Origin of the sequence: uncultured Exiguobacterium sp. (assembly GCF_964277885.1) — a bacterium.
Lineage (GTDB): Bacteria > Bacillota > Bacilli > Exiguobacteriales > Exiguobacteriaceae > Exiguobacterium_A.
This window is the reverse complement of sequence record NZ_CAXYJR010000005.1, coordinates 1912335-1931959: the sequence shown is the minus strand read 5'-3', so window position 1 is coordinate 1931959 and position 19625 is coordinate 1912335. Positions and strand designations below refer to the sequence as shown.

The following is a 19625-nucleotide window of genomic DNA, read 5'->3' as shown; positions in this document are numbered from 1 at the left end:
TTTTACGTCATTTGATTGTACGTCATGAAACCCAAAAAAGGAGAGAACCGACAGTCATGTATACTTTTCGAAAATTAACTAAAGAGGATGCAGAACAATACTGGAATCTACGCCTTGAGGGATTGAAAAATCATCCAGATGCGTTCGGTCATTCGTTTGACGATGAACAGCAAACCCCGCTCCGCGAAGTACGAGAAGGTCTAGAAGGAGAACCCGACTCCGATGAGGTTTGGCTCGGTATGTTCGACGGTGATACATTGTTTGGGTTTGGTCAGGTCAAACCATATGAATTGTCACGTGAATCGCATAAAGCGATGATTTCCGGAGTATACGTATCACCTGAATATCGTGGGGGCACTGGACGCGCCTTGATGGAAGCCTTGATCGACGAAGCAAAGAAACTGCCAGATGTCGAGCAGGTCATCCTCGCTGTGTTATCGGGAAATGAAGCAGCACAAAGTCTCTATGAATCACTTGGTTTTGAAGTGTATGCAGAAGATCCAGACTCCGTAAAATTAGAAGACGGCACATATCGTGATGATATTTGGATGAAGAAGTACGTCTAAGTTCTTCAGATGGTGTGGAAAAAGCTGTAGCAGAAAAGTGCTACAGCTTTTTCGTATGGTACTAGTAGGATATCAGTACCGGCAATGAATGAATATTTGTTATCATGAGAACAAAGCGGATGGTACGTCGTAGTCCGATTGAAAGGGAGCGAATGAACATGAAAGAAGTCATACGTACGATTGAAGAGCTTGTTTCGATTCCGAGTCCGACAGGTTCGACGAAAGAAGCGATTACATATGTAGAAAAGCGATTGGTGGCAGAAGGAATCACGTATCGAAAGCTTGAGAAAGGCGCCATCCTAGCGACACTACCGGGTGCTTCAACACGAACGCGATTACTGACGGCACACGTCGATACGTTAGGTGCGATGGTAAAAGAGATTTTGCCGACGGGACGACTCAGTTTATCTCAATTGGGAGGGTATGCGTGGACAGCCATCGAAGGAGAAAACTGTCTGATTCATAAGATGGATGGTCAAACGATTTCTGGAACGATCGTCTTCCATCATTCGAGTGTCCATACGTCACGCGAGACGAATAAGACGGAACGCTCCGCTGATAATATCGAAGTGCGATTAGACATCCGTTCGACGACAGCGGAAGAGACACGAGTCGCAGGGATTGAAGTGGGAGACATCGTGACGTTTGAACCACGTTTCCTCTATACAGAAACCGGTTTCGTGAAGTCACGCCACCTGGATGATAAAGCATCTGTCGCTTTATTGCTTGAATTAATCAAAGAATGGAAAACAATCGAGCTTCCACACACAGTTCAGATACTGATTTCAAATTACGAAGAGGTCGGATTCGGTGGCAATGCTGGATTCTCGGAAGAAGTCGCAGAATATATCGCGGTCGACATGGGAGCATTAGGGGATGGTCAGCATTCGGACGAATTCACGGTCTCAATTTGTGCAAAAGATGGTTCAGGTCCTTATGACTTGGCACTTCGTCACCAACTGACACGCTTGGCGCAACGTAATAGTATTCCATATAAGGTCGATATCTATCCGTTCTACAGCTCGGATGCCTCAGCAGCAGTACATGCAGGACATGATGTCCGGCACGGACTGTTCGGTCCGGGGATCGAATCGAGTCATTCGTATGAACGAACACACGAGACATCGTTACAAGCGACCTATGATTTGCTACATGCCTATGTAAAGGAGCCGATGGTCGATGAAGACACTGTATGACGTACAACAGTTACTTAAGACATATGGCACATTCATCTATCTTGGGGATCGAGCATCCGATATCACGATGATGATGCTAGAACTCGATGAACTACAAGAAGCAGGTGTTTTGGAACAACGTCAATATGATTCAGCGAAATTAATCTTGCGCCATGAATTAAAGCGTTCACAACCTGAAAACAGTTAAGGTGTGCAACCCTTTGCGCAAAGTAGTCCAGTTCGGTAAACTGAATAGGTAGATATTATATGAACATAGGGGAGACAGAGCGATGAAATGGTTACTCGGCATTGATATCGGTGGAACAACAGTCAAGATGGCAATTTTGGATTTGCAAGGTATCATCGTGGAAAAGTGGGAGATTGAGACGGTGATCCTGAATGATGGTGCACAAATTCCGGGAGATATCGCAAAATCATTCTTTGAGAAGTGTCAAGAAAGCAATAAACGACCAGAGGATTTCGTCGGAGCGGGTATTGGGGCACCAGGATTCATCGACTTCAATACAGGTGTCGTCGAAAAGGCAGTCAACATCGGTTGGCATAATTTCGAACTCGTCGGTGAATTCGAACGGTTGACAGGTTTACCGGCAGTACTTGAAAACGATGCAAATGCAGCGGCAATCGGTGAGATGTGGAAAGGCGCCGGTAGCGGTGCGACAGAATTACTTGCTGTCACGCTTGGTACGGGGGTCGGTGGCGGTTTGATCACGAACGGACAAATCGTTCACGGTACGGTTGGTATGGCAGGAGAAATCGGTCATATCACGATGTTGCCCGAAGGCGGCGTCATGTGTGGATGTGGACGGAAAGGATGTCTTGAGACGATTGCTTCAGCAACAGGTATTGCCCGTCTTGGTCTTGAGAAGCGTAAAGGACAAGAAACGCTACTGAATGACATTAAAGCTGTGACGGCGAAAGATGTATTTGAAGCGTATGAGAAAGGTGACCGTGTCGCGACGGAAGTCGTAGAGGAAGTAACGTTCCACCTCGGACTTGCGATTTCGAATCTAGCAAATAGTATTAACCCGGAAATCATTGTCATCGGTGGAGGTGTCTCAAAAGCAGGTGAAACACTGCTTGCGCCATTACGTCAACAGTTTGAACGGTTTGCTTTACCGCGTGTCTTTGGATCGACGACGTTCAAGATCGCTGAACTTGGAAACGATGCTGGAGTCATCGGGTGTGCCTGGCTTGCTAAACAAATGTTCTTGAAAAAATGATAATATTCAATTTCAATGAAAGGTTCGCTTCGGCGAATCTTTTTTTTGTTTACAAACGTATAGTAAATATGTGATTGTTAAGTATCTTCCGGATTCCGGTTGCATTTTTGTAAAACTAAGCGTAAAATTTTCACGTGATATGGGTATATGTACATTATGAGGTAGGTTGTGTGAACTGAAAGCAGAAAGCACATGTAAATTAGGAGGCAGGTTTTTATGCAGCAAGACGCAAACATCTGGTCGCGAATACGCCTAAAGATGGGTCAAGGCGTTCGCAGCACATATAAAGAGCATAAGCTCTTTTGGATTGCGACCTTATTGATTTGGTTAAAAACGTATTTAGCGTATACACTTTTCTTCAACGTTCCCGTAACGAACTCCGCGCAAGCATTCATTCTACTAATTAATCCAATTAGTTCAGCGCTCTTCATGTTCGGGTTCAGCTTCTTCTTCCGGGGGAATGTCCAAAAATGGTTCATCTACGGCACACTATTTGTCGCAACAGTCATTTTATATGCGGACATCATTTTCTTCCGCTTCTTTAATGATTACTTGACGTTGCCAGTATTGTTCCAAACGTCGAACGCAGAGACGGTTTCCGCTTCTCTCGCATCGCTTTTAAGTTGGGCTGACTTACTGATCGTCGGCGATTTGATCATCTTACCGTTTTTCTTACGGAAAATGGATATGTCAAAAAATGTCGCGTCACGTGGACGGGCGATTCTCGCTTTCGTCGCAGCAGTCGTCGTCTTCCTTGGAAACTTGACGCTTGCTGAGACAGAACGCCCAGAATTATTGACACGTGCCTTTGACCGGGAATTACTCGTCAAGAATATCGGAACATTTAACTTCCATATGTATGACGCACTCATCCAGTCGAAGACATCTGCCCAAAAAGCACTTGCGGATAGCTCAGAATTATCAGAAGTCCAAAACTTCATCGATTCGAAGCATGCTGCAGCCAATCCGGCGATGTTCGGAAAGTATAAAGGGAAGAACGTCATCGTCATCTCGTTTGAGTCGGCTCAATCCTTTGCGGTTGGTTTAAAAGCACCAAACGGTCAAGAGATTACACCGAACTTGAATAAGTTGATTAAGGAATCCCATTCATGGGATAACTTCTATCACAACACAGGACAAGGGAAAACGTCAGATGCCGAGTTCATTCTTGAGAACTCGATTTATCCACTTGGTCGTGGATCTGCGTTCTTCACAAACGGAGAGAACGAATTCCGTGCAACACCTGAGATGTTAAAAGAAGATGGCTATTACTCAGCTGTTTTCCATGCGAATAACAAATCATTCTGGAACCGGGACATCGTCTACAACAGTTTCGGCGTAGATCGTTTCTTCTCGGAGACGGATTATGATTTAGGGGATCCAGCAGATTTAACGGAGTGGGGCTTACTCGATGACAAGTTCTTCGAACAGTCACTTCCGATGTTAAAAGATTTACCGCGCCCGTTCTATTCGAAGTTCATCACGTTGACGAACCACTATCCATTTGAGATGCCAAAACCAGAAGATGAACTCGTACCACCGCTTGAGACAAGTTCTACGACACTGAATCACTATGTTCAGGCACTAGCGTATCAAGATATGGCACTCGGTAAATTCATCGAGGGTCTGAAAAAAGATGGTACGTGGGATGATACGATCTTCATGGTATACGGTGACCATTACGGTATTTCAACAAACCATAATGCTGCGATGGCAGAACTCATGAACAAAGATGAGTTGACACCATATGATGTCGCACAATTACAACGTGTGCCGTTCGTCATCCATTTACCGGGTCAAACGAAGGGTGTCAAACACGAAAATGTCGCGAGTCAAATCGATATCAAACCAACGTTGCTTCACTTGTTAGGTCATGATTTCAAAAATGAGGTCTTGTTCGGTACCGATCTCTTCTCGAAACAACATAAAGACTATGCGTTGTTCCGTGATGGTTCTGTCGTAACAGATAAGACAGTCTACACGCAAGAAACATGTTATGACCGCAAGACAGGAGAAGAAGTGAAAGACGGGGAACAAGCGGAGATGTGTAAACAATCTACGAAACAATCTGAGAAGGAATTAGGACTTTCAGATAAAGTCATCTATGGTGACTTGCTACGTTTCCTTCAAACTTCAAAATAAGTCAGTCATCGGAGTAGGTCTACGTTCTAGTAGATCTACTCTTTTTTTATAAAACAACGAAAAAGAGAGATGCGCGAGGCATCTCTCTTTTTAGCGTACTCTGATTACGATGGAATACCGCCGTAAATCAATGTCGCAATCCCAAACCAGCCGAATAAGACGACAGTTAGGGCTGCGAATACGAGTGGAAACATTTGGCGTTTCTTAAGTGAACGAACGACGGCCCAAACGCCGACGAGTGCGACGAAGAAGAAAAGCCAACCGATTGGTTGATCCAAATGCATGACGTACTCCCCCTTAAACAATCACGTTATGAATTTCACGAAGATTTCACTTAAATCTCACTTTTTAGTTTATCCGACTCGCGGGATAAAGTCGAGAGGGCGTTGCAGGAACTTTCGACAATTTCGTGTATAGTAGGGGAAGAGTCTATTGCAAAGGGGTTTTATAGAATGGAAATCGTAATGATCACTTCCGGTATGGCATCTGAGAATGGTTATTTGTTATTTAAGGATAAGGAATGTCTTGTCATTGATCCGGGAACAGAGGATATGCGTTTTTTCGATGAAATTGAAAGTCGAGGAGCAACCCTAAAAGGAATTCTTTTGACCCATGCTCATTTTGATCACATCGGTGGTGTCGATATGTTACGACGCTTCACGGAAGCTCCTGTCTACGTGCATGCGGAAGAAGCGGGCTGGCTTGGTAACCCGGAATGGAATGGTTCGGCGAAATTCGGTATGCCGCCGATGCGGATGAAGCCAGCGGATCATCTGTTGCAACCAGGACGATTGACGATCGGTAACTTTTCGATGCACGTACTTGAGACGCCAGGGCACTCACCAGGAAGTGTGACGTTCTACTTTAAGGGAGAGCGGATCGCGTTCGGTGGAGATCTTTTGTTCCAGCAAGGAGTCGGACGGACGGATCTTTATGGTGGGGATCAAGACGTGCTGATGCGTTCGCTTGATCGACTCGTTGCAGAACTACCGGCAGATACGACGGTCTACCCGGGTCATGGTCCGAGTACGACGATTCGTCAAGAAATGAAATCGAATCCATTCTTATGACTAAAAAACTCGCCATCCAAAAGGATGACGAGTTTTTTTCATTACATCTGGAAGTTTGACCAGTACGTAAAGACGATGAAAAATACAGTTAAGTAAGCTCCAAAGATATAGACATACGTTTTTTCAGTTAAGCGCAAGTAACCAAGCGCTGCAAAAAAGACAGTTTGTGCCAAGAAGACGAAGCCCATGACTAAAAATGAATCCGTATGCTCACTTGAGCTTGCATCGCCACCCAATGCGCCGATAAATGCCATGACTGCGATAATACCAGTCCAGAAACCGAGTACGCGGTACATTCTCCCCATTCCTATAACCCCCTAAATCCGACAGATAGTCAATATACGTACTTATTTTACCAAGCAAACAATCATTCGTCTATCCTGTTCTAGTGATTGTTAAGGAATAACTGTGAACAAAAGATGAAGTTTCAAAAAAAGTTGTACAATAGTTGTACAAAAGGTGTACAAAGGAAAAATGGCGTGCTATAGTAACTGTAATGAAACCCCACACTTTGAGAGGAGGAGCAAAAATGGCGAATGAGTTAGTCTTTTTCACATATCCAAGCTGTACATCATGTCGTAAAACGAAATCATGGTTAAAAGAGGAACATGTTGATGTAGAGGAACGTCATCTGTTCAGAAATGCTCCAACAGTTGATGAACTCATGGAACTGTTGAAATTATCGACGGACGGGATTGAAAGTTTGCTCGCAACACGCAGTCAAGCCTTCAAAGATCTCGGCATTGATATTGAAGACATGAAACTCAGTGAGTTACTACGCCTCATGAGTGACAATCCGAAATTGTTACGTCGTCCAATCATCACTGATGGAAAACAACTCGTTATCGGTTATGATAAACCGGGTCTTGAGACGTTAGCGAAACGTAAACATCGGACAATTGCACACGTATCGTAAAGAAGCCGGTTTGGTCGGCTTCTTTTTTTTGTGTATTGTTTGCTGTAGGGAGGTGAATAGAAATGAAGGAATGGACGACACAACTCATGGAACGATTCGAAGCTCTCGGTGCAACGGATGTTCATTTTGTACCGAACGAGACTCGTGTCAGGATCGTTTGTCGAACGAGCGACGGACTGTGTGAACAAGATGACGTAGAACTGACGCGTTACCGGACGCTTGTCAGCCATGTTCGCTATGAGGCGAACTTAAAGGAACAAAATGAACGGATTCCGCAAAGTGGCTTGTATCCACACGGAAAAAAGGGAATGCGCGTCTCATTGTTACCGAGTCGACAAGGCGATGCGATGTCGTGGCGCTTTTATCGTTCGACGGTCTCTCGTGAAACGGCTTTACACACGCTGCATGATCAGTTGGACTTTGCTTGGTTAGCTGAACAACGACACGGGTGTATCGTCATTTCTGGATCGACAGGTGCAGGGAAGACGACGATGTTATATTCCTTGATGAGTGCAATGGAAGAAAAACGAATCATCTCGATTGAAGATCCGGTGGAATGTACGGTACCAAACGTCTTACAACTGGAACTAAATGAAAAGGCAGGGTTCACTGCTACGCGATGTTTTGAAGAGATATTGCGAGCGGATCCGGATTGGATTGCTTTTGGTGAGGTGCGGACGAGGGAGGCAGCACGTTTGACGATGAATGCCGCACTTAGTGGTCACGTCGTGTTATTTACGTTACACGCTGGAAGTATTGATGAGGCGCGATTGCGATTGCGCAGTTTAGGGATCGAAGAGTCAGAACTAGCTGTCTGTCAACGCATCATTCATCTCGAGCGAAAAGGAGAGGATGTCCGCTGTACCGTCAGAAACTTACAAGCCGCGATCAAAGTCGGTTCTTAAAACGATATCATCGCTTGTTATCAAAAGGTATTTCCGCGAAAGAGACATTACTCATTTTAAAACGATTCGAGCGTCAGCCGTTCGCGGAAGTAGTCGGAGAAATGGAACAACGTCTTGAAAAAGGAGACTCCTTTGCAGCATCGCTTGAACCACTTGCGTTAACGAATACCTTAAAACGACTTCTTTTTGTTGGAGAAAGGACAGAGCGACCGTTGCTCGTTCTTCGCCAAATCGTGAAGCTGCTCGACCTCGAAACAGAAATGCGATCGAAGTTTTGGAAGATGATTCGGTATCCGCTTGTTCTAGCGACCAGTCTATTCCTTCTGTTCTTCTTTTACGCCCTCTATGTATTTCCGTCTCTCCTCGAGATGTCGGACCCGAAGACTCTCCCCTCATTTCTTCATCTCCTTCTTCACCCCTCTGCGAAGTATCTACTCGCAAGTATTCCCGTTATTTTGTTGACCTCCGGTTACCTCTTTTTTCGCTTCTTTCCGTTAAACCGTATTTTACGTCTGAAACCGCTACAGCGATTGATTCGTCTCTACTACAGCTATTTATTCACGATCGAAGTAGGATCGTTCATCGATGCTGGCTTCTCGCTCGAAGAGACCTTTCGACACCTAGAGCAAGGGCAAGCGAATAAAAAAGGACATCTTTATGCTCGTCTGCATGCTAAACAACAGGCGGGAGAACCACTTGCAGAAGCACTGGGTGAAGATGAAATCATCGAAGCCGAGACGATTGGCATCGTCCATTTGGCACGGGAAAGTGGTGATCTTGGACCATTGTTGCTTGAGCAAGCGACGCTCTTGTATGAATCCATAGAGGAGGAACTAGAGAAAAAATTGTTATGGATCGAGCCGATTTTGTATGGCGGATTGACGATCATGACGGGAACATTGTTTCTCATCTTATATTATCCGATACAGCTAGCGATTCAGCAGCTTCCATTCTAAACAGAGGAGACGATACGATGAATCAATTCTTAAAGCGACAGGATGGATTCACCTTACTTGAGATGGCAGCCGTCTTATTGATCATTTCGTTATTACTGCTCGTTTTGATTCCAACGATGACAAGTGGAAAGGACCAGGCGAAAGGTGTGAGTTGTGAGGCGAACATTCGAGTCATTCGGTCAGAAGTAAACCTTTACTATGCCAAAGAGAAGAAGTACCCAGAATCGCTTCAGACGATCAATCGCGGAACAGCTGATAAACCGAATGCTCTCGTCTGTGATCAGGAGACGTATACGTATGATTCGAAGACTGGCGAACTTACGAAGTGAACGAGGGTTTACCTTATTTGAGATGACGTCGGTGCTGACAATCATTGCTTGTTTACTTGTTTTTTTATTACCGGCACTGTTTGAAAAACGACCGGACTGGATTCCGCTTGAACAAGAGGTTCGTCTGATGGAACAAGATATTCAGACACTTCGACTCATGCAGTACTCAAAGCAAAATCAAGCATTGATGCAGTTTCGATTTCGAGGAGACGGTACAGGATACCTTGTCCTTGCGGATGACCGGTTGTTATGGCAACGAACATTCCAAAATGGTCATACGTGTACCGTTCCGCCCTCGAATCGCATCATCTATTTTAAAAGCTATCACTCGATCTATGCAGCGACCTGGTCTTGCCGTTCGGCAACAGCCGAATATGAAATCAAATTCTTACTTGGGAACTATCAAATAGCAATCCGTAAAGTGAGGTGAGAAGTATGCAGAACGAACGCCAAGCGGGCTTCTCTTTGCTTGAAGTGATGCTCTCGATCGTTGCAATCGGTATCTTCATGATGTTAGCGATTGATCCTTATCTCGATTTACGAACGAAACAAATGAAATGGGAACAAGAGACGGAACAGCTTGAGCAGATGGCTACGGATCAAGTTGAAAACCGAACAGCGTCCTATGTCCTGAAACAAGGAGCGTGGTGCAATGAAACGATATGTCTTGCGAGCGGAATCCGGAATGACCCTTCTCGAACTGTCATTCGTCCTATGGCTGAGCCCACTTCTTCTGCTGGCAATCTTGACATTGACCCCACTCATTCGTCCGCCGGAAGTCAACCGAATGAATGAAGAATTGTTCTTTCATACCGTGGAACGACTGATGTGGCGCAGTACGATGTGCGAGCGCGCAGGAGACGAGATTCGTGGAATGGACGTCAATCCGGGAGAGACGTCTGAAAAGTGGCGTCTCGTCCGTGTGCAAGATCAACTACGTCTCAAAAAAGAACAGGGAGGTGAACTGACATACGCCCGCGACGTCAAACACTATGTCGTGACAGGGGATGCCGAGGTTCTCTCGATTCAGTTGAACGACAGCAGACGTTCCTTCCGATGCATCAGGAAGGATTCGTCTTGATTCAAACGTTACTGTTACTTCTAGGAATGGGAGTCGTGCTCTTGATTTCTTGTCAGCAGATTGACGAAGAGATGCGGCATCATCAGTTAGAGCAAGAAGCACTCCAACTCGAGTCTCTCATCCGAGCAGCGAAAGCAGATTGTACGAAGGACGAGACGCTCCACTACCCAATCGGACAAGTCAGCTGTACAGCGACCGATAAAGGCTTTAAAATGGAAGCGAGATTAGAGAATGGTCAAAGAATTGAGGCGGTCGTCACACATGAGTAAGGTTTATTTGATTGGGTTTATGGGAACTGGTAAAACAGCCGTCGGACATCGATTGCGTACACAATACGAGGTCGACGAACTGGATGAACGGTTCGAACAGGAACATGGACAAACGATTACTGCTTTTTTCGCTGAGCATGGCGAAGCAGGATTTCGTACACATGAAAGCGAATTGTTAAAGAGTAGCAATGCGGAAGTAATCGTCACGGGTGGCGGGATCGTCGAACGAGAAGAGAACCGACTGTACATGCAGGAGTCCGGAACAGTCGTCTGGATCGATACACCCTTTGATTTGATTTGGGAACGGATCGCCGCTGATCCGAATCGTCCACTCGTGACAGAACGGGAACAAGTGAGACGATTGTTTGAACGTCGCTATTCCTTATATGCTGGAGTGGCTACTGTCCGACTCGAAGGAACGGCATCAATCGAAGAGTTAACGCGTGCGATTGAAACGGTATTGGAGGAGAAGTCATGATTTGGATTACGTTAGGTATTATTTTATTGGCTATCATAGGACTCGTGTTGTTCGGATTCAGTCTTTACAAAAAGAAGCTGTCTCAGGATATTCGGCAGTTAAAACAACTGATGGAGCGCTTTACGATTCGTCAGCAAACCTTGCAGACGAACATTGATCATACGACGCAGCGAATCGATCAAATAAAAGGGAATATCAATCGAATCACTGAAGAAGGAAATCGTGTGAAGCAAGGAGCGAGCCAATTGGTGACGGAAGGTCGTCGACTCCAGGAAGAAATCAAACGAACTGCCGGAATCAAACAATTTTGAAATGGCTTTCATGGGAAGAATATGAAACAATAGGGGAGAAGGGACAGGGTCCTTTCTCTCTTTTTCGTATGTTCCTTTTTCCGAATAATACTAGATAATTATGATTTTAATTGGTAAGATGGATTTGAAAATGGAACATTAAAGAGAAGAGAGAGTGAAAACGTTCGTAAATAGGGGGATTTGTATGAGTCAAACGACATTGAAAAGAACACCGTTATTCGAAACGGTTTCGCAAACCGGTAAGATGGTGGATTTTGCGGGATTTGAAATGCCAGTTTTGTTTTCCTCGATTAAAGAAGAACACGTTGCAGTAAGGGAAAACGTCGGCATGTTCGATGTCTCGCATATGGGTGAACTGTTCGTCAGCGGACCGGATGCTCTGACGTTTTTACAAGCTACATTATCGAACGATATTTCGAAGATTGCGGTGGGGCAAGCGCAATATAACGTCTTATGCCAAGAAGACGGTGGGACAGTGGATGATTTACTCGTCTATCGTTTGGCAGAAACGGACTATCTTCTCGTTGTCAATGCTTCGAACATTGAAAAAGACGAACAACATTTACGCCATTATCTAACCGGGGACGTCACGCTTCAGAATCAATCGGAACAATATGGTCAAATTGCGGTCCAAGGACCACGCGCGGAAGCCATCCTTTCCGGTATGACACCACTTGCTTTATCAGAGATCGGATTTTTCAAGTTCCAACGGGGGACGGTTGCAGGAGTGGAAATGATCGTCTCACGCAGTGGGTACACAGGGGAAGATGGATTCGAACTCTACATGGCAGCTGGTGACGCACCTGCTGTCTGGCAAGCATTGCTTGAGCAAGGTGTCGTACCATGCGGGCTCGGGGCACGTGACACATTACGTTTTGAGGCATGTCTGCCACTTTATGGACATGAATTATCAGCAACGATTTCACCCATCGAAGCGGGAATGGGCTTTGCGGTCAAACCACAAGTCAAACCGTTCGTCGGTTCAGAAGTCTTGTTGCAACAGAAAGAACAAGGAGCACCGCGTCGCTTGATCGGTCTTGAATTACTCGATAAAGGGATTGCGCGTCAAGATGCACCGGTTTGGCATGACGGGGAAGTCGTTGGTGTGGTGACGACAGGTACGTTGCCGCCGACAGTCGGAAAAGCGATTGCTTGGGCACTCGTTCCTGCAGAAGTAGCGGAACAAGAGCAATTTGAAGTGGAAGTACGCGGAAAACGTTTAGCAGCGAAACGAACAGCGACACCGTTTTATCGTCGCACGAAATAAGGGGGATATTTCTATGGATTTTCGTTATTTACCAATGACAGCAGAAGATGAGCAGGCGATGTTACAAACGATCGGTGCAGCATCGATCGAAGATTTACTCGCTGATATCCCGGCATCCGTCCGTGATAACGGTACATTGGAAGAAGTCGGAGTTCCACTTCCGGAAACAGACTTGATTCGGACACTCTCGAAGCTTGCCGACCAAAACATGAATACGAAACAATATCCATCGTTCCTTGGCGCCGGTATCTATGATCACTATGCACCTGCTGTCGTCAATCATATGTTACTGCGCTCGGAGTTCTACACTGCCTATACACCGTATCAGCCAGAGATTTCGCAAGGCGAACTACAAGCGATTTTTGAATTCCAATCGATGATTTGCGAATTGACAGGGATGGACGTCGCGAACTCGTCGATGTATGACGGTATCACGGCGTTAGCGGAAGCGGCCATGCTTGCGTGTGCCCATACGAAGAAAAAGACGATCGTTCTTTCGGACGGTGTTCACCCGGAAGCACACGATGTCGTTCGGACGTATGCGAACGGTCCAGGACTAAACGTCGAGACATTATCGCTTGAGCAAGGTGTCACACGGATCGATCAACTCGATGCCATCGAAGACGTCGCCTGTGTCATCGTGCAGTATCCGAACTTCTACGGTCGTGTCGAAGAACTACAAGCATTGGCCGATGCGACACATGCACGTGGTGCGCTCTTCATCGTCTCTGCGAATCCACTGGCACTCGGTATCTTAGAAGCGCCAGGTAAACTTGGCGCTGACATTACGATCGGAGATTGCCAACCGTTCGGAATTCCACAAAGCTTTGGTGGACCGACATGTGGTTATTTCACGACGACAAAAGCGTTGATGCGTAAGATTCCAGGACGTCTCGTTGGACAGACCGTCGATGAGAATGGAAAACGCGGTTTCGTTCTGACCTTACAAGCACGTGAACAACACATTCGCCGTGACAAGGCTACATCTAACATCTGTTCGAACCAAGCGTTGAATGCACTCGCTGCTTCGATCGCGATGAGTGCACTCGGAAAACGGGGTATCCGGGAACTCGCGACACGTAACTTGCAAACGGCACATGCATTAAAACAAAAGCTGAAACAGGCTGGCTTTACGATCGTTGACGATGGGCCGAGCTTCAATGAATTCGTCGTCACGCTACCAATCGACGCGACACGTGCGAGTCAACAATTGCTCGAGCGCGGAATCATCGGCGGTTTGCCGTTAGGATCGTATGACGCGGCACGTCAAAATGAAATGCTTGTTTGTGCAACGGAATTACGGACGAATGAAGAGTTGGATCAATTCGTGACAGCGTTAGGGGGACTCACACATGAATGAGCAAACATTGATCTTTGAAATTTCTAAACCGGGTCGTATCGCCTATAGCTTACCGTTACCGACTGTCGATGAGGTGGCAGTAGAAGAATTGTTACCGACCTCGATGTTACGGAAGGAAGACGTGGCGCTACCGGAAGTATCGGAACTGGATCTCGTCCGTCACTACACGGCACTCTCGAACCGTAACCATGGTGTGGATTCTGGATTCTATCCACTCGGGTCATGTACGATGAAATACAACCCGAAAATCAATGAAGATATGGCACGCCTCCCTGGGTTTGCACACATTCACCCGCTTCAACCAGTCGAAAGTGTCCAAGGGGCACTCGGTTTAATGTATGATCTGCAAGAAAAACTCGCAGTCATCACAGGAATGGATGAAGTGACGCTCCAGCCTGCGGCGGGAGCACACGGTGAATGGACAGGCTTGATGTTGATTAAGGCCTACCATCATGCACGTGGTGACTTTAAACGGACGAAAGTCCTCGTACCGGACTCGGCACACGGAACAAACCCCGCATCGGCATCTGTCGCTGGATTTGATACCGTGACGGTCTTATCGGATGAACGTGGTCTCGTTGATTTAGCGGACTTAAAGAAAAAAGTCGGTGACGATACAGCGGCACTCATGTTGACGAATCCAAACACGCTCGGTTTATTTGAGTCGGATATCGTCGAAATCGCCAAAGCGGTTCATGAGGCAGGCGGAAAACTGTACTACGATGGTGCGAACTCGAATGCGATCATGGGCATCGCTCGACCAGGGGACATGGGCTTTGATGTCGTCCACTTGAACTTGCATAAGACGTTCACAGGACCGCACGGTGGCGGCGGACCAGGGTCGGGTCCAGTAGGGGTCAAACAAGATTTGATTCCGTATTTACCGAAACCGATCGTCCGCAAAGAGGAAGAGCGTTATGTCCTCGACTACGATCGCCCGGAAGCAATCGGTCGTGTCAAACCATTCTACGGTAACTTCGGCATCAACGTGCGTGCCTATAGCTATATTCGGACGATGGGTGGAGCAGGTCTCGCTCGCGTCTCGAAAGAAGCGGTCTTGAATGCGAACTATATGTTGGCTCGTCTCAAAGGTGCGTATGAAGCGCCATACGACGTCTATTGCAAGCACGAATTCGTCTTGTCGGGTAAACGTCAAAAAGCACTAGGTGTCCGGACGCTTGACATAGCTAAACGTCTGCTTGACTTCGGATACCATCCACCAACGATCTACTTCCCATTGAACGTCGAGGAGTGTATTATGATCGAACCGACGGAAACAGAGTCGAAAGAAACACTCGATGCCTTTTGTGATGCGATGCTCCAGATTGCAAAAGAGGTCGAAGAGACACCAGATGTCGTCTTGAACGCACCACACACGACGGTCGTCAAACGGATGGACGAGACACTTGCTGCTCGAAAACCGGTCTTACGCTACGAACCAAAACAAGAAGTACACGCATAAGCTGTTTCATAAAAAAGAGGATTTCTCCGACGAAGGAGAGATCCTCTTTTTGCGATGAACGAAACATTAGCTCCGTTTGATTTTTCCTGACCACTGCTTGAATCCGCCTTTTAATTGATACAGATTCGTATAGCCTGCTTTTTTCAAGACTTTTGCAGCTTGTGAAGAACGCATGCTTCCTTGGCAGTACAAGTAAATCGGCATATCTTTCCGTAATTCCTTCGAGCGCATCTTCATTTGGCTGACCGGGATATTACGAGCACCAACGATGTGTCCACCTTTGAATTCCTGTGTTTCGCGGACATCGACGATTTGTGCTTTGCGATAGTTCGCGCGGAATTCTTCCTGTGACAATTTCGTGATACCTTTGACCGGCATGAAACGCCAAGCGATGTAGGCGATCAGCGCGACCCATAGTACGATCGTAACGATAGTTCCAGTTTCCATATTCGACTTCCAACCCCTTCGTTCGTTTAACCTCTGTTTCATTATAGTCAACGAAATCGATTTCGGCAATCGACTCGTGATTGCGCGACTGAGAAAGGGTTTGATACACTAAGACGGAAACGTTTTGGGGGTGCTGAAGTGAACAGAGAGTGGCAAGTGTTGACGACGCCGGCGATGGAGCCGGCAATGAACATGGCAATCGATGAAGCATTGATTCAGTTCGTCGGGCGGGGAGAGATCGCACCGACGCTTCGTTTTTACTCATGGGAACCACGTGGATTAAGCGTTGGTCATTTTCAGCGGGCAACTCGTGATATCGATCGTAAGCGGATCGCAGAGCTCGGGATTCCGATTGTGCGCCGGATGACAGGAGGGCGCGCCGTCTTGCATGCAGACGAGTTGACTTATAGTGTCGTCATCCCAGAAGATACAGAAGGTTTACCACGCACGGTCATCGAAAGTTATCGGATGTTGACGGAAGGAATTCGTAAAGGATACCATCACCTCGGCATTCCGGTCGAATTTTCAGTTCCATTGACGGAAGAGGAAAAAGAAGAGTTACGGAAGCCTAAATCAGCCGTTTGTTTTGATGCAGCATCGTATTATGAACTCGCTGTTGGAAAACGGAAAGTCGCCGGAAGTGCGCAAGTCCGTCATCAAGGCGTTGTCTTACAGCACGGTTCGGTCCCGCTCTCTGTTGATGAAGGTGAGCTATTCGATTGCTTCTTGTATGATGATGAGTCGACGCGCGAGCGAATGAAGGCGCGTTTCTCTGGAAAGGCTGTCGCCCTGAACGAGTTAGCAGGTCGCGCTGTCGCCTTTGACGAAGTACGAGAAGCGTTCACGAAAGGCTTCGAAGAGGCGCTTGAATTGTCATTCGTTCCGTTAACGTTCACGAGTGAGCAGTGGCAGGAGATTGAGCGTCTTGCCGAGAAATACCGTAGTGATGAGTGGAACTGGAAACGCTAATGAATGAAATGGGAAGGTGATGTCGTGCCAACTCCGAGTATGGAAGATTATTTGGAACAAATTTATAAGTTGATTGAAGATAAGGGATATGCCCGTGTATCGGATATCGCGGAGTCGTTAGGAGTTCATCCTTCGTCTGTGACGAAGATGGTTCAAAAGCTCGACCGGGAGACGTACCTTGTTTATGAAAAGTATCGGGGTCTCATGCTGACGCCTAAAGGACGTAAGATTGGGAAACGTCTCGTGGAACGACATGCCTTACTTGAGGATTTTCTTCGTCTCGTTGGTGTGGATGAAGAACTGATCTATAAGGATGTCGAAGGAATCGAGCATCATATTAGTATCGAAGCGTTGGATAAGATTAACGGAATGATTCAGTTCTTCGCGGAACGTCCTGGTTTGAAAGAGGAACTGCATCGTTATCAACAAGCCCATCCAGAGGATTGAGGCTTGTTTTTTTATGTTTTATTACGAATAAAAGTCCTCAAACACGAACGATTCATTACATTTTTATGATAAAGTGCGCATTTTGGAGTGGATATGCTATACTGAGCCTGAAAATGGTCGAAGGGGGTGACGGGTGTTCGCACCTTGTCATGGAAATCACGATTAAAGAAAAGTTAGTGTCGGAGTCACAACTGAAAGAAAAAGTTCGTGAGTTAGCACAGCAGATCGAAGCAGATGCGGCAGGACGTCAAATCGTTCTCGTCGTCGTATTGAAGGGGTCAATGGTCTTTGCGGCAGACTTAATGCGCGAAATCAAAGGGAGCGTCCAAATTGATACGGTCGCGTGTTCTTCTTACGGGACGAAGACCGTTTCTTCAGGTCGTGTTCAATTGAAGAAGGATCTCGATCTCGATGTTCAAGGAAAATATGTCGTCGTCATCGAAGACATCATTGATACAGGACGGACGCTTCATTTCCTATGTGATCATATGAAATTACATCAACCAGGCGTCCTGAAGGTATGTACGTTACTCGATAAACCGGCGCGTCGGGAAGTAGAACTCGATGCGGACTATGTCGGATTCGAGATTCCGGATTATTTCGTTGTCGGGTACGGGATTGATTGCGCTGAGGAATATCGTAATCTTCCTTACATCGGTTGGGTCGAAACGGAGTGAAAAAAACAAGGAGGTTCGTCACCTATGACGAACCTCCTTGTTTAATATGCTTTTATCATTAAAAAGCACGTTTTTTCTTTTTGCCTTTTTTCCCTTCAATGACCGTCAAATGAGGGGCTTTCGAACGATCACGTAACGGTCTGACTTTATTCGATGCGGGTGCTTTCGAAGACTTGACCGGTTTTTTCTTGAAGTCTGTCCGGCGAACAGCATTCGAAGTACCATGCATTTTTTTGGATTGAGCGACCGATTTACGATATTGCGCGTTCGTACCGCTTCCGACGCTTCGATTACGAGTCAGGAACTTAAAGAGTAAGAAGATGATCCCGGCGGTAATGCCGAAGAACAGCAATTGTGAAAACAGACTACTTGGATTATTGACGAGTTTATATCCGAAGCCGACAAAAGCGAACAGTAACACGACGAGTGCAAATGTAGAACCAATGCGTTGTCTGATCATAATATCACCCCTGTTATCGATTAACCCAGTGCATTCTCATGTAAGTTATGTTCCTGTTTTTCTAACGCTTCAAACGCATAAATCGCAACCTCGATCTGGGCATCATCCGGTTCTTTCGTCGTCAAGTACTGTAACCATAGACCGGGCAAGGCGATGACACGAAGTCCTTTGATGTGCTGGGCTTTATTCGTTAGCTGTAAGACTTCGAACGAAAGACCGATGACGACCGGCAATAAAGCAATTCGGCAGATGAGACGCAACCAGAGCGGATCCGTTGGCACGATCAAGTAGACGAAAAAACCGACGATGACGGTGAAAATCAAGAAACTCGAGCCACAACGGTAATGGAGACGACTGCTGACACGAACGTTCTCGATCGTGAGTGGGCGTCCTGATTCGACGCAGTTGATGACCTTATGCTCCGCACCGTGGTACTGAAAGAGGCGTTTGACGAGCGGTGTTAAAGAAATCACGTAGAGATAACTAAATAGTAACGTTAATTTAATCACTGCTTCGATGATGTTTTGAATGATATGTCCCGATAAGGCGGGGAACACATCGAACAGTGACGCAAGGAATGCAGGGAGTAACGTAAAAAGTAATTTACCGAAGAAGAATGATAGAATCCCGACGACAGCCACTCCGAGCCATTTCGTCAATGGACTAGCCGTTGACTCTTCTGGTTCTTCTTCACCAGGTTTGACACCGTATCGGTCACTTGCGAAGTTCATGTGACTAGCGCCATTCGCTGAGGACTCCATTAAAGCAAAGAGACCACGCAGGAGTGGAATTCGTTTTCCTTTGGCGATTCGTGGTCGAATCGGTTTTTGTTGAGCGAACGTCTCGATCGAATCGTCATTTCGACGAATCGCAGAAACCGCATGGGTCGCATTTTGGAACATGACGCCTTCGACGATGGCTTGACCACCGACTGGCGGATTAGTCGATTTCATAATAGAACGCATCCCGTCTTCATAAAATAAGGTGTATCGTCAGTGTACTTGATTTACGCTAAAAAAACTATGTTCGACTCGTCAAAACGAGGCAATCTTTAGGAGTCGGAATTCGGGTTATGATACAATGAGGAAGAATTCGAG

Annotated in this window: 27 protein-coding genes; 22 read left to right on the top strand and 5 right to left on the bottom strand. The window is 46.3% G+C overall.

Annotated elements, in window-relative coordinates:
• The first annotated feature begins 56 nt into the window (after positions 1-56).
• From ACHWTJ_RS11985 to ACHWTJ_RS11965, 5 genes are all read left to right on the top strand, one after another.
• Positions 57-566 carry a GNAT family N-acetyltransferase gene (locus ACHWTJ_RS11985; RefSeq protein WP_294742853.1) on the top strand — a complete coding sequence of 170 codons (510 nt, stop codon included), beginning with the start codon at positions 57-59 and terminating at the stop codon, positions 564-566.
• Between the two features lie 158 nt (positions 567-724).
• Entirely contained in the window at positions 725-1762 is a 1038-nt protein-coding gene (locus ACHWTJ_RS11980) for a M42 family metallopeptidase (RefSeq protein WP_294742850.1), read from the top strand.
• Positions 1746-1949 carry a YqgQ family protein gene (locus ACHWTJ_RS11975; protein WP_394679777.1) on the top strand — a complete coding sequence of 68 codons (204 nt, stop codon included), beginning with the start codon at positions 1746-1748 and terminating at the stop codon, positions 1947-1949. The genes ACHWTJ_RS11980 and ACHWTJ_RS11975 overlap by 17 nt, the downstream gene beginning before the upstream one ends.
• Before the next feature lie 82 nt (positions 1950-2031).
• Positions 2032-2982, top strand: a complete 951-nt coding sequence (locus ACHWTJ_RS11970) for an ROK family glucokinase (RefSeq protein ID WP_394679776.1) — start codon at positions 2032-2034, stop codon at positions 2980-2982.
• Between the two features lie 216 nt (positions 2983-3198).
• Positions 3199-5124: an LTA synthase family protein gene (locus ACHWTJ_RS11965; protein WP_394679775.1), complete on the top strand. Its 1926-nt coding sequence runs from the start codon at positions 3199-3201 to the stop codon at positions 5122-5124.
• 104 nt (positions 5125-5228) lie between these two features.
• On the opposite strand, the gene ACHWTJ_RS11960 is transcribed toward ACHWTJ_RS11965, so the two are convergent.
• On the bottom strand, positions 5229-5408 hold the full coding sequence (locus ACHWTJ_RS11960; RefSeq protein WP_035409134.1) for a DUF2759 domain-containing protein: 180 nt from the start codon (positions 5406-5408) through the stop codon (positions 5229-5231).
• Between the two features lie 168 nt (positions 5409-5576).
• On the opposite strand from ACHWTJ_RS11960, the gene ACHWTJ_RS11955 reads away from it, so the two are divergent.
• Complete coding sequence (locus tag ACHWTJ_RS11955) at positions 5577-6194, top strand: MBL fold metallo-hydrolase (RefSeq protein WP_294742839.1); 618 nt, start codon at positions 5577-5579, stop codon at positions 6192-6194.
• Positions 6195-6235: 41 nt separating this feature from the next.
• Here ACHWTJ_RS11955 and ACHWTJ_RS11950 read toward each other — a convergent pair whose 3' ends face one another.
• Entirely contained in the window at positions 6236-6499 is a 264-nt protein-coding gene (locus ACHWTJ_RS11950; protein WP_023467555.1) for a DUF2626 family protein, read from the bottom strand.
• A gap of 224 nt (positions 6500-6723) precedes the next feature.
• On the opposite strand from ACHWTJ_RS11950, the gene ACHWTJ_RS11945 reads away from it, so the two are divergent.
• The 13 genes from ACHWTJ_RS11945 (at position 6724) to gcvPB (ending at position 15528) form a co-directional block, all read left to right on the top strand.
• Positions 6724-7110, top strand: a complete 387-nt coding sequence (locus ACHWTJ_RS11945) for a Spx/MgsR family RNA polymerase-binding regulatory protein (protein WP_035409130.1) — start codon at positions 6724-6726, stop codon at positions 7108-7110.
• Between the two features lie 62 nt (positions 7111-7172).
• Complete coding sequence (locus tag ACHWTJ_RS11940) at positions 7173-8015, top strand: ATPase, T2SS/T4P/T4SS family (RefSeq protein ID WP_294742833.1); 843 nt, start codon at positions 7173-7175, stop codon at positions 8013-8015.
• Between the two features lie 14 nt (positions 8016-8029).
• On the top strand, positions 8030-8971 hold the full coding sequence (locus tag ACHWTJ_RS11935; RefSeq protein WP_294742830.1) for a type II secretion system F family protein: 942 nt from the start codon (positions 8030-8032) through the stop codon (positions 8969-8971).
• Positions 8972-8988: 17 nt separating this feature from the next.
• On the top strand, positions 8989-9300 hold the full coding sequence (locus ACHWTJ_RS11930; protein WP_294742828.1) for a competence type IV pilus major pilin ComGC: 312 nt from the start codon (positions 8989-8991) through the stop codon (positions 9298-9300).
• Entirely contained in the window at positions 9269-9730 is a 462-nt protein-coding gene (locus tag ACHWTJ_RS11925; RefSeq protein WP_394679774.1) for a prepilin-type N-terminal cleavage/methylation domain-containing protein, read from the top strand. The genes ACHWTJ_RS11930 and ACHWTJ_RS11925 overlap by 32 nt, the downstream gene beginning before the upstream one ends.
• A 5-nt stretch (positions 9731-9735) precedes the next feature.
• Positions 9736-10095 carry a type II secretion system protein gene (locus tag ACHWTJ_RS11920; protein ID WP_294742820.1) on the top strand — a complete coding sequence of 120 codons (360 nt, stop codon included), beginning with the start codon at positions 9736-9738 and terminating at the stop codon, positions 10093-10095.
• Entirely contained in the window at positions 10088-10381 is a 294-nt protein-coding gene (locus ACHWTJ_RS11915; protein WP_294742818.1) for a hypothetical protein, read from the top strand. The genes ACHWTJ_RS11920 and ACHWTJ_RS11915 overlap by 8 nt, the downstream gene beginning before the upstream one ends.
• Positions 10378-10650: a hypothetical protein gene (locus tag ACHWTJ_RS11910; protein WP_231884698.1), complete on the top strand. Its 273-nt coding sequence runs from the start codon at positions 10378-10380 to the stop codon at positions 10648-10650. The genes ACHWTJ_RS11915 and ACHWTJ_RS11910 overlap by 4 nt, the downstream gene beginning before the upstream one ends.
• On the top strand, positions 10643-11128 hold the full coding sequence (locus ACHWTJ_RS11905; protein WP_294747596.1) for a shikimate kinase: 486 nt from the start codon (positions 10643-10645) through the stop codon (positions 11126-11128). The genes ACHWTJ_RS11910 and ACHWTJ_RS11905 overlap by 8 nt, the downstream gene beginning before the upstream one ends.
• The gene (locus ACHWTJ_RS11900; protein ID WP_023467565.1) at positions 11125-11439 is read left to right on the top strand and encodes a hypothetical protein; all 315 of its coding nucleotides are present in this window, start codon (positions 11125-11127) and stop codon (positions 11437-11439) included. Before ACHWTJ_RS11905 ends, ACHWTJ_RS11900 begins: the two co-directional genes overlap by 4 nt.
• 184 nt (positions 11440-11623) lie before the next feature.
• A complete protein-coding gene (gcvT, locus tag ACHWTJ_RS11895; RefSeq protein ID WP_294742808.1) occupies positions 11624-12706 on the top strand; it encodes a glycine cleavage system aminomethyltransferase GcvT in 1083 nt (360 codons plus the stop codon).
• Positions 12707-12719: 13 nt separating this feature from the next.
• Complete coding sequence (gene gcvPA, locus ACHWTJ_RS11890; protein ID WP_294742806.1) at positions 12720-14066, top strand: aminomethyl-transferring glycine dehydrogenase subunit GcvPA; 1347 nt, start codon at positions 12720-12722, stop codon at positions 14064-14066.
• On the top strand, positions 14059-15528 hold the full coding sequence (gene gcvPB / locus ACHWTJ_RS11885; RefSeq protein WP_294742804.1) for an aminomethyl-transferring glycine dehydrogenase subunit GcvPB: 1470 nt from the start codon (positions 14059-14061) through the stop codon (positions 15526-15528). The genes gcvPA and gcvPB overlap by 8 nt, the downstream gene beginning before the upstream one ends.
• Positions 15529-15594: 66 nt before the next feature.
• On the opposite strand, the gene ACHWTJ_RS11880 is transcribed toward gcvPB, so the two are convergent.
• Complete coding sequence (locus ACHWTJ_RS11880; RefSeq protein ID WP_035409116.1) at positions 15595-15975, bottom strand: rhodanese-like domain-containing protein; 381 nt, start codon at positions 15973-15975, stop codon at positions 15595-15597.
• Positions 15976-16113: 138 nt separating this feature from the next.
• Here ACHWTJ_RS11880 and ACHWTJ_RS11875 point away from each other — a divergent pair, with 138 nt between their 5' ends.
• The 3 genes from ACHWTJ_RS11875 to hpt all read left to right on the top strand — a co-directional run bounded on the left by ACHWTJ_RS11875 (position 16114) and on the right by hpt (position 18068).
• Complete coding sequence (locus tag ACHWTJ_RS11875) at positions 16114-16944, top strand: lipoate--protein ligase family protein (protein WP_294742802.1); 831 nt, start codon at positions 16114-16116, stop codon at positions 16942-16944.
• Positions 16945-16968: 24 nt separating this feature from the next.
• Positions 16969-17391, top strand: a complete 423-nt coding sequence (mntR, locus tag ACHWTJ_RS11870; protein WP_035398709.1) for a transcriptional regulator MntR — start codon at positions 16969-16971, stop codon at positions 17389-17391.
• Positions 17392-17540: 149 nt separating this feature from the next.
• Positions 17541-18068, top strand: coding sequence for a hypoxanthine phosphoribosyltransferase (hpt, locus tag ACHWTJ_RS11865; RefSeq protein WP_035409112.1), 528 nt, complete (start codon positions 17541-17543; stop codon positions 18066-18068).
• A 58-nt stretch (positions 18069-18126) separates the two neighbouring features.
• On the opposite strand, the gene ACHWTJ_RS11860 is transcribed toward hpt, so the two are convergent.
• Complete coding sequence (locus tag ACHWTJ_RS11860; protein WP_294742799.1) at positions 18127-18528, bottom strand: SA1362 family protein; 402 nt, start codon at positions 18526-18528, stop codon at positions 18127-18129.
• Between the two features lie 20 nt (positions 18529-18548).
• Positions 18549-19484, bottom strand: coding sequence for a DUF1385 domain-containing protein (locus ACHWTJ_RS11855; RefSeq protein WP_394679844.1), 936 nt, complete (start codon positions 19482-19484; stop codon positions 18549-18551).
• Positions 19485-19625: the final 141 nt, after the last annotated feature.

Bases quoted from the DNA above. Each gene is read 5' to 3' on its own strand.
- ACHWTJ_RS11985 (WP_294742853.1), top strand. From the start codon at position 57: ATGTATACTTTTCGAAAATTAACTAAAGAGGATGCAGAACAATACTGG.
- ACHWTJ_RS11980 (WP_294742850.1), top strand. From the start codon at position 725: ATGAAAGAAGTCATACGTACGATTGAAGAGCTTGTTTCGATTCCGAGT.
- ACHWTJ_RS11975 (WP_394679777.1), top strand. From the start codon at position 1,746: ATGAAGACACTGTATGACGTACAACAGTTACTTAAGACATATGGCACA.
- ACHWTJ_RS11970 (WP_394679776.1), top strand. From the start codon at position 2,032: ATGAAATGGTTACTCGGCATTGATATCGGTGGAACAACAGTCAAGATG.
- ACHWTJ_RS11965 (WP_394679775.1), top strand. From the start codon at position 3,199: ATGCAGCAAGACGCAAACATCTGGTCGCGAATACGCCTAAAGATGGGT.
- ACHWTJ_RS11960 (WP_035409134.1), bottom strand. From the start codon at position 5,408: ATGCATTTGGATCAACCAATCGGTTGGCTTTTCTTCTTCGTCGCACTC.
- ACHWTJ_RS11955 (WP_294742839.1), top strand. From the start codon at position 5,577: ATGGAAATCGTAATGATCACTTCCGGTATGGCATCTGAGAATGGTTAT.
- ACHWTJ_RS11950 (WP_023467555.1), bottom strand. From the start codon at position 6,499: ATGGGGAGAATGTACCGCGTACTCGGTTTCTGGACTGGTATTATCGCA.
- ACHWTJ_RS11945 (WP_035409130.1), top strand. From the start codon at position 6,724: ATGGCGAATGAGTTAGTCTTTTTCACATATCCAAGCTGTACATCATGT.
- ACHWTJ_RS11940 (WP_294742833.1), top strand. From the start codon at position 7,173: ATGAAGGAATGGACGACACAACTCATGGAACGATTCGAAGCTCTCGGT.
- ACHWTJ_RS11930 (WP_294742828.1), top strand. From the start codon at position 8,989: ATGAATCAATTCTTAAAGCGACAGGATGGATTCACCTTACTTGAGATG.
- ACHWTJ_RS11925 (WP_394679774.1), top strand. From the start codon at position 9,269: ATGATTCGAAGACTGGCGAACTTACGAAGTGAACGAGGGTTTACCTTA.
- ACHWTJ_RS11920 (WP_294742820.1), top strand. From the start codon at position 9,736: ATGCAGAACGAACGCCAAGCGGGCTTCTCTTTGCTTGAAGTGATGCTC.
- ACHWTJ_RS11915 (WP_294742818.1), top strand. From the start codon at position 10,088: ATGAATGAAGAATTGTTCTTTCATACCGTGGAACGACTGATGTGGCGC.
- ACHWTJ_RS11905 (WP_294747596.1), top strand. From the start codon at position 10,643: ATGAGTAAGGTTTATTTGATTGGGTTTATGGGAACTGGTAAAACAGCC.
- ACHWTJ_RS11900 (WP_023467565.1), top strand. From the start codon at position 11,125: ATGATTTGGATTACGTTAGGTATTATTTTATTGGCTATCATAGGACTC.
- gcvT (WP_294742808.1), top strand. From the start codon at position 11,624: ATGAGTCAAACGACATTGAAAAGAACACCGTTATTCGAAACGGTTTCG.
- gcvPA (WP_294742806.1), top strand. From the start codon at position 12,720: ATGGATTTTCGTTATTTACCAATGACAGCAGAAGATGAGCAGGCGATG.
- gcvPB (WP_294742804.1), top strand. From the start codon at position 14,059: ATGAATGAGCAAACATTGATCTTTGAAATTTCTAAACCGGGTCGTATC.
- ACHWTJ_RS11880 (WP_035409116.1), bottom strand. From the start codon at position 15,975: ATGGAAACTGGAACTATCGTTACGATCGTACTATGGGTCGCGCTGATC.
- hpt (WP_035409112.1), top strand. From the start codon at position 17,541: ATGGAAATCACGATTAAAGAAAAGTTAGTGTCGGAGTCACAACTGAAA.
- ACHWTJ_RS11860 (WP_294742799.1), bottom strand. From the start codon at position 18,528: ATGATCAGACAACGCATTGGTTCTACATTTGCACTCGTCGTGTTACTG.